7 protein-coding genes are annotated in these 7577 nt (G+C 41.4%); 3 read left to right on the top strand and 4 right to left on the bottom strand.

Annotated elements, in window-relative coordinates; translation table 11 throughout:
* Positions 1–184: 184 nt before the first annotated feature.
* On the bottom strand, positions 185–1009 hold the full coding sequence (locus tag LC605_RS29760; RefSeq protein ID WP_229551030.1) for an undecaprenyl-diphosphate phosphatase: 825 nt from the start codon (positions 1007–1009) through the stop codon (positions 185–187).
* 494 nt (positions 1010–1503) lie between these two features.
* Positions 1504–1704 (bottom strand): hypothetical protein, encoded by a 201-nt coding sequence (locus LC605_RS29765; protein ID WP_229551031.1) that lies wholly within the window; start codon positions 1702–1704, stop codon positions 1504–1506.
* 312 nt (positions 1705–2016) lie between these two features.
* Between LC605_RS29765 and LC605_RS29770 the strand changes: the two genes are divergently transcribed.
* The 3 genes from LC605_RS29770 (at position 2017) to nadB (ending at position 5771) form a co-directional block, all read left to right on the top strand.
* Entirely contained in the window at positions 2017–2796 is a 780-nt protein-coding gene (locus LC605_RS29770) for a DUF3120 domain-containing protein (RefSeq protein ID WP_229551032.1), read from the top strand.
* 775 nt (positions 2797–3571) lie between these two features.
* Complete coding sequence (gene psbU / locus LC605_RS29775) at positions 3572–4000, top strand: photosystem II complex extrinsic protein PsbU (RefSeq protein WP_229551033.1); 429 nt, start codon at positions 3572–3574, stop codon at positions 3998–4000.
* Positions 4001–4094: 94 nt separating this feature from the next.
* Complete coding sequence (nadB, locus tag LC605_RS29780) at positions 4095–5771, top strand: L-aspartate oxidase (protein ID WP_229551034.1); 1677 nt, start codon at positions 4095–4097, stop codon at positions 5769–5771.
* Between the two features lie 143 nt (positions 5772–5914).
* On the opposite strand, the gene LC605_RS29785 is transcribed toward nadB, so the two are convergent.
* On the bottom strand, positions 5915–6151 hold the full coding sequence (locus LC605_RS29785) for a hypothetical protein (RefSeq protein WP_229551035.1): 237 nt from the start codon (positions 6149–6151) through the stop codon (positions 5915–5917).
* Between the two features lie 764 nt (positions 6152–6915).
* Positions 6916–7577, bottom strand: a 662-nt coding sequence (locus LC605_RS29790) for a GGDEF domain-containing protein (protein ID WP_229551036.1), incomplete at its 5' end; no start/stop codon positions are given.

Below are 7577 nucleotides of genomic sequence, written 5' to 3' on the forward strand. Positions count from 1 at the left end.
CAACTTGCTTTTCAAACTTGCTTTCCACAACTATTACTGTCGTTAATTTTACTCTACTTTGAACGAATGCGAAATTTCATACTTAGTTGTGGAATTGACATTCAAATTTCCCGGTGCAAGATATGAGATTAGTTATTTTCTTTGAACAAATGACCAATGACAAAGGACAAAGGACTAATGACTATTATGCTTTCCAACCTGCTGCGATCGCTAATAAGATCGCACTACCGAATGCTAATCTATACCAAACAAAAATCAGAGTGTTTTTGGTTGCTAAGTATTTGATCAAAAATGCAATTGATAGGTAAGAAAAAATAAACGTTGAAATAATCCCGACAATTAACAATCCAACAATGTTATCTGGCAACTCGTGGGCTTGAAACAACTTGAAGATTTTCAGACTTTTATATAGGGTAGCAATTGTCAGAGTTGGAAACCCTAATAAAAATGAGAATTTCGCTGCTGTATCGCGTTCTAATCCTAAAAATAAGGCAGTAGTCAACGTCGAACCAGAACGAGAAACGCCAGGAATCAAAGCAAGCGTTTGTCCCAGTCCAACTAAAATACCATCCCGAATCTGCAATGAATTAAAATCTCGTTTACGAGTGCCAATTTTTTCTGCCAAAGCTAGTAAAAGTGCCATGATAATTGACATGATGGCAATAATTAATGCGCTCTCCGGTAGAATATCTTTCAAAAGAAAGCCGAAAATTAAAGCAGGCAGTGTTCCTACTAAAATACCGACAAGAATTTTCCATTCCTCACGTTGCCAGTCTTTATCTTTTAATGCTTCGATTCCACCTTTAACAATACTATAAATCAGCGACCAAAAATACCCCACAATTGCGATCACACTGCCAAATTGAATTGCATCAACAAAATCTTTAGAACCTAGTTCTTTCCAACCAAATAGCTTTGTCACAATCAGAAGATGTGCAGTACTGCTAATTGGTAAAAACTCTGTAATACCTTGAACAATACCCAAAACAAAAGCTTGAATAAACTCCATATGCAATTAATACCTTTTTCCTGTTCTAAACATTATTACGGTCATTTTTAGACGTTGATGTTATTTTATATACTCTGATCTTCACCCAATCTTGTAGAAAATTCAATTTTACTGATCTAGGACTTACGCAGGAATTACGGAATAACGAACCGCAGAGGCGCAGAGGGCACAGAGAAGTCAGAGTTTGAGAGATATTTTGCGTAAGTCCTATGATCAATGAAAAACAATTCAGAAGCCAGAATAGGACTTACGCAATAACTCTCTGAAACTTTTATTCCTTTGTGTCCTTTGCGCCCTTTGCGGTTCGTTTTTTCATTATTTTGCGTAAGTCCTACAGAATTCAAAATAAAGTGGGGGATTCAAACTCGCCACTACGAAAGTTAACCACGCTTATCATCCCTTGGGCGTTCCGCAGTCAAGATTTAGTGGAGGTCTTAAACCCCTTGATTTCTCCGCCATCACCCAGAATTACTCCCTTCCCCCTACAAGATTACCTATTGATTTTCTCTCTCTTCCTTGGTGTCCTTGGCGTCCTTCTCCCAGGGGGAGACGCTGCGCGTTGGCGTCAGCCTCTCGTAGAGAAGGCGGTTCGTAAAAAAAATTAGGTATTCTTCTGGCGGGAAGGGAGTAATACTCAATTCTGGCGACTGACTCCTGAATTGTTTTTTGATCACATCATCGAAGACGAGGTTCATATTCTTACACCCACCTCAATAAGTCAACGCAATTTGGCTAATTCATCAAACTTTAATATTTGGCGGACTGATACCAGTTCACTTTTTAACCGTTAAATTTTACCCCTCAACTCTCTGTAGTACTCATTTACAGGAGACTACAGAGGGGTTCTGTACGTAGTGGAACTTCAATGGATTAGTCTGGCGCAGAATATTTTGTTTAGTTTGCGCCAACCCTCCCCGAAATTTCGGTATAATTACAATGCCCCAGGGGGGGATTTTAAAGTGTGATATCTTAAATAAGATAAAGTTTAGTAACAAATATTAAAAACTTTGATTAATAATACACTGTCCTCCTACACTGCTTCTATCTCTTCTATTGATACCGAGTTGTATTTAGCCAATACTGGCCAAAAGGGTATCAGGCAACTGGAATCTACACTTTCCTTTTCTTCCTCTCTTTCCTTATCTATTTCTGAGCGACAAAATTGGTTAGTGTTTGCGGCGGCGGTGTTTTTGGTATCAGTGCCAGTATTTGTAGAAGCACCAATAGTGCGATCGCTACCAAGTCTGAGTCTAGGGCTGACAGCATTGTGGGTATGGCTAAGTTTTACCTTAATGTCACGTCCTGCAACTTATGTCTGGGGGGATTTGCTCTTAGGATTTAGCTGGAGTTGGTTAGCAGGAGCAATTTACTGGGGCTGGTTACGTTGGGAACCTTTATGGCATTTGCCAGTGGAGTTTATCGGTTTACCCTTTGCTTGCTGGTGTCTGGCAAAGAATTGGGGTAAGGTGGGTAACTGGTTTTATTTAGGATCTTTACTGGGTACGGTTTTAACAGACGTATATTTTTATATAGTAGATTTGATGCCCTACTGGCGGCAAATCATGAGAGTAGATGCAGATCTAGCACCGCAAATTCTACAAAATGCCCTGATCCAAGTACAAGCACCTTGGGGACAAACTTGGGCCATAATTCTCGCCCTAGTGCTGTTAACAGTCGGCATTTTACCTTTAGGTCGAAAGGAAAGACACTGGTATGCCTTTGGCGGCGCAGTTTTGAGTACAATTTTGGTAGACAGCCTATTTTTGTTAGCTGCGATCGCAGCCTGAGCAAGGCAGCACTTCGACCCTTATCTACGAGACGCTGGACTTCGACAAAACTCTGTTATATACAGGACTTACGCAAAAGTTGCCAAAAAGCTTAATTTATCGAACCGCCGAGACGCCTTCTCCTTTGGAGACGCTTTGCGAACGCGCAGCGTCTCGTAGAGAAGAACGCCAAGAATTCGTAAAGTGTGCGTAAGTCCTAATATAGTGTCCGGTTGATTACTTACTAAACCCGAAGAACCCCACCCCGCCAAAGCTATGCTTTATCTCCCACCTACACACATCAAAAATGATGTTGTAGATGATTAATTAGTTAAGAAATATTACATAAACATCCATCAGCGTCAAGCCTTTTTTGGTAGGATTTTCGGTATTAGACATCGCACGGTTTTTTGTCTGCTTAGGAGGTAGAATCAGCCACCCCGAAAAGATTTCGTCTAGCTGGGAATGCTACCAGAATCATGGACGCAACACTATTACAACGATGCAAGTACTCTGACCACGATGAAAATTTTTGGCAAAAGTACATTTAAACCCAGTAACGGCAAATATTGTGGATATTAATACGCTGTATATTAGTTTCTGATGACTACTGTGTTGACTAAGCTATCAGGTTTTGTCCTTTGTCCTTTGTCCTTTGTCCTTTGTTCTTTGTCCAAAGTCCAATTGCTAATGACCAATGACCAATGACCAATGACTAATGACCAATGACTAATGACCAATGACGGCTGTTAGCTTAAAACTTTTATTGCTGTTTGATGGAAAGAGGTAGAAAATCGTGAAAGGATTTGCGCGTTTATTAACAGTGTTTAGTTTGTTACTTAGTTGCTGGGGATGGTTGGGAACAACTCAAATAGCCCAAGCTGCTAGTTTCAACAGTTTTACATTTTTGCCAGTTCCAGTTCTGGCAATTGAGCGGCAGAATCGGGCAGACGCTAAACTAGGAACGGAATTTGGTAAAAAAATTGATTTAAATAATACCAACGTCCGAGCTTTTCAACAGTTTCCAGGGCTTTATCCCACCCTGGCTAAGAAAATCATTACCAATGCTCCTTACAAAAAGGTAGAGGATGTATTGGATCTTCCAGGATTAAGCGATCGCCAAAAACAAACCCTGCAAGCCAACTTGGATAAGTTCACCGTGACAGAACTAGAGCCTGCCTTCAACGAGGGAGACGATCGCTTTAACAACGGCATCTATAGATAACTGCACCTGCCGTTAATCTAGCAAATAGCAGCCCACTCCTGATTCTAGGGAGTGGGACATGATATGAGTTAGGAGTTATAACTCCCCCATTACCTTGCTCCAGATAGATATTGATAGCCAATTTGATGTCTTAGTAGTCGGCGCTGGTGCGGCTGGACTATACACAGCGCTTTGTCTGCCAGAGTCCTTGCGAGTCGGCTTGATTACTAAAGAAACGATCGCTTTGTCCGCCAGTGATTGGGCACAAGGTGGCATTGCCGCAGCCATTGCCCCAGAAGATTCTCCCACGCTGCACATTGAAGATACAATCCGGGCAGGTGCAGGTTTGTGCGATCGCACTGCTGTCGAATTTCTCGCCCAACTTGCTCCTAACTGCATTCAATCCTTAGTTAACTTGGGGGTTGCTTTTGACCGTAATGGTCAAGCCTTGGCTTTAACTTTAGAAGCTGCTCATTCTCGCAACCGGGTTCTCCACGCTGCGGACACCACAGGGAGGGAAGTTATCACCACCCTCACCGCCCAAGTATTACGTCGCCAAAATATTCAACTCATTCAGCAAGCTTTGGCTTTGAGTTTGTGGATTGAACCCGAAAGCAATCGCTGTCAGGGAATTAGCCTGTTTTATCAAGGTAAAATCACATGGGTAAGAGCCGGTGCTGTGGTATTAGCAACTGGCGGCGGCGGTCAGGTATTTGCCCAAACCACTAACCCGGCGGTGAGTACGGGTGATGGGGTAGCGATCGCCGCTCGTGCTGGGGCCATCCTCCGCGATTTGGAATTTGTCCAATTTCACCCCACTGCTCTCACTAAGCCTGGCGCCGATCGCTTCCTGATTAGCGAAGCTGTACGCGGCGAAGGGGCACACCTTGTCGATCACGAAGGGCGGCGTTTTGCCTTTGACTACCACCCGGCGGGTGAACTCGCACCGAGAGATGTCGTCAGTAGAGCAATTTTCAGTCATTTACAACATACTGCCCTTGATCTGGCTACTGCCCATGTCTGGTTGGATATGCGCCCCATCCCCGCCGACAAGATTCGTCACCGCTTTCCCAACATCATCAAAGTTTGTCAGCATTGGGGCGTTGATGTCTTCCATGAACCAATTCCTGTAGCGCCAGCTGCTCATTACTGGATGGGGGGAATTGTCGCGGATTTGATGAATCGTACAAATATTAAGAGTTTGTACGCAGTGGGTGAAACCGCTAGTACCGGCGTGCATGGGGCAAATCGCCTTGCCAGTAATTCCCTGTTGGAATGTATTGTATTTGGGGCCCAGATGGCGCAAATTGAGTTAGAAAATATTGGGATGCCGTCAGAAACACCAGTGCTGCCATTACGGAAATTTAGTGCTAATGCTAGTGAGTGGCAGATCCAGCAAGCACAGCTAGAAGTACTTAGGGAGAAGTTACCACGTCTGGTGTGGGAAAGTGCTGGTATTTGTCGGGAGCAATCAAGGTTGGAAACTGCGATCGCTACTATTGAATCTTGGCAACAGGATTTTGTTACCTTGCCTTTAAGTCAATTCTTCCTTGCTTTACGTCCAGCAGAACCAGCTAGTTTTGACCTACCAGATGTTGAACGGCAATTGAGACTTTGGGCAGAAACCCGCAATTTATTAGATGTAGCTGATTTAATTCTCAAAAGTGCAGCTTTTAGAACCGAAAGCCGAGGCGGACATTATCGTTTAGATTATCCTCAACCAGACCCAAATTGGCAAGTCCACACAGTTGTACAAACACATAATTGGTGGAAATCTTCACTATTGCCTTGAAAAAACTATCTTAAAGAGCTTGAGGAACGAGGTTAGGGTTTTCAGCAGCCCTCAGTACAACATCCTGTAATCAGCCGCCAAGTAAAGGATGTGGTGTCTAAGACGGTAGCTGCTTTACCGCAAGCTAAAATCTCAAATTGCCATCACCGAGTACCGCTACCATGATGACTATCGGGGCCACCATAATCTGGTGGAATATATATGTCTTTTGAATTTTGAGAATTGGCTTTGCGGGCGATTAAGGTGTTGCTGCTAGCAGCCGGAAGAGTATTAGCACTTGCAGTACTAAATATACTTCTACAAGCAGCAATATTTTGTACGACTATGTAAGCAATTATACAAAATATTCTCAACTTTGTCATTCGGAAGTTAGTTTTCATGTTCTACGTAAATTTATTGATTTTTATTTTTAAATTGTTTTTATTGTTCAGTAGCGTATATTTACTGAGCTAGCTGAAAAAATATTTCAACTTTATGAAATCATTGCTGGTTGCGTACAAGTAATTGTGGTGTCTACTTGTAGATTAACCTTAATTTTGCGGTATTAAATAGTTTGTATATTTACGTAACATTCTTAATAAGCCATTTGTACATCAGTCTAAAGTTAGATATATTTCAGTCTAAAGTTAGATGTATTGTTGAAATACTGTAAGCATTTTACCTCAGTTACTATTTATTAATAGCAAATGAATTTTTCTGCGTATAAACACTATGTATATTAAATGCAAAATTAAATAAGATGTTAAATATTACTTATTTTCTTGTATAGTTTAGATGTAGTCAAAGTAAAGATAAAACAATTTAGTCCTTATATTACAAGGATTTTAAAGAGTAGAGAACGACGAAGCAACCTGAAAAGACAAGCAAATATACGTATATAAAAATAGTATAAATATTTACTATTTTTATTTGTTTTCCTAATTAAGTCTGATGACTAATTCCTTTCTTACCTATGTTATTAGGTTTAGTGTTCAGGTCAAAAAGGCTTAGTAGGTCTGCATCTTGCCTAAGAAGTCACCGATGAGCATATATCCCATGCTTTTTCAAAACAGTGCCTTGGACGTATCTCCACTTCATATTTCCTAATTTCAAGGTAAAAATATTAACAAAGGCGAAAAAATCTGGAGCCTTGACTATTGAATAATTAAGCAAATTCGTAGCGATTTTTACCCAGGTACTTGGCACGGTACATTGCTGCATCTGCTTGTTTTATCAAAGTTTCACTGTCTTTACCGTTGTATGGATAGACACTTATACCAATACTGGCAGAGACTCGTGTTGCATAGCCGTCCAAAACAATTGGTTCACTAATACTACTTAAAATTTTTTCCGCGACTTTAGCAGCTATTTGGTTATTAGGAATTGCGCGTAAAATCACAGTAAATTCATCGCCACCTAAACGAGAAACTGTATCACTAGCGCGTAAAGAGTTGCTGAGTCTTCCAGCAATAGTCATGAGCAAGCGATCGCCCTTCTCATGTCCGAGAGTATCATTGACTTGCTTAAAGCCATCTAGATCAATAAACAGCAGTCCTAGCAACAAGTTGTTCTCTTGCGCCCAATGTAACGACTGGTAAAGTTCTTCGCCAAAAAACTTGCGATTGGATAAACCAGTGAGGGGATCGTGATACGCTAAATAACGTAAGTGGTCTTCATTGAGTTTTAATTCATTGTTCGAGCGGAATAATTCAGCAGCAGTGCGCTGAAGGTGTTCTTCCATCAACTTGCGCTGAGTAATATCTCGGATGACCCCAACTAAAAATAAATTGCCAGCTGAGTCTTTGTGGAGCAAGAGAACAACTTGTT

Origin of the sequence: Nostoc sp. CHAB 5836, assembly GCF_020829445.1 — a bacterium.
In the GTDB taxonomy this organism is placed as follows: domain Bacteria; phylum Cyanobacteriota; class Cyanobacteriia; order Cyanobacteriales; family Nostocaceae; genus Nostoc.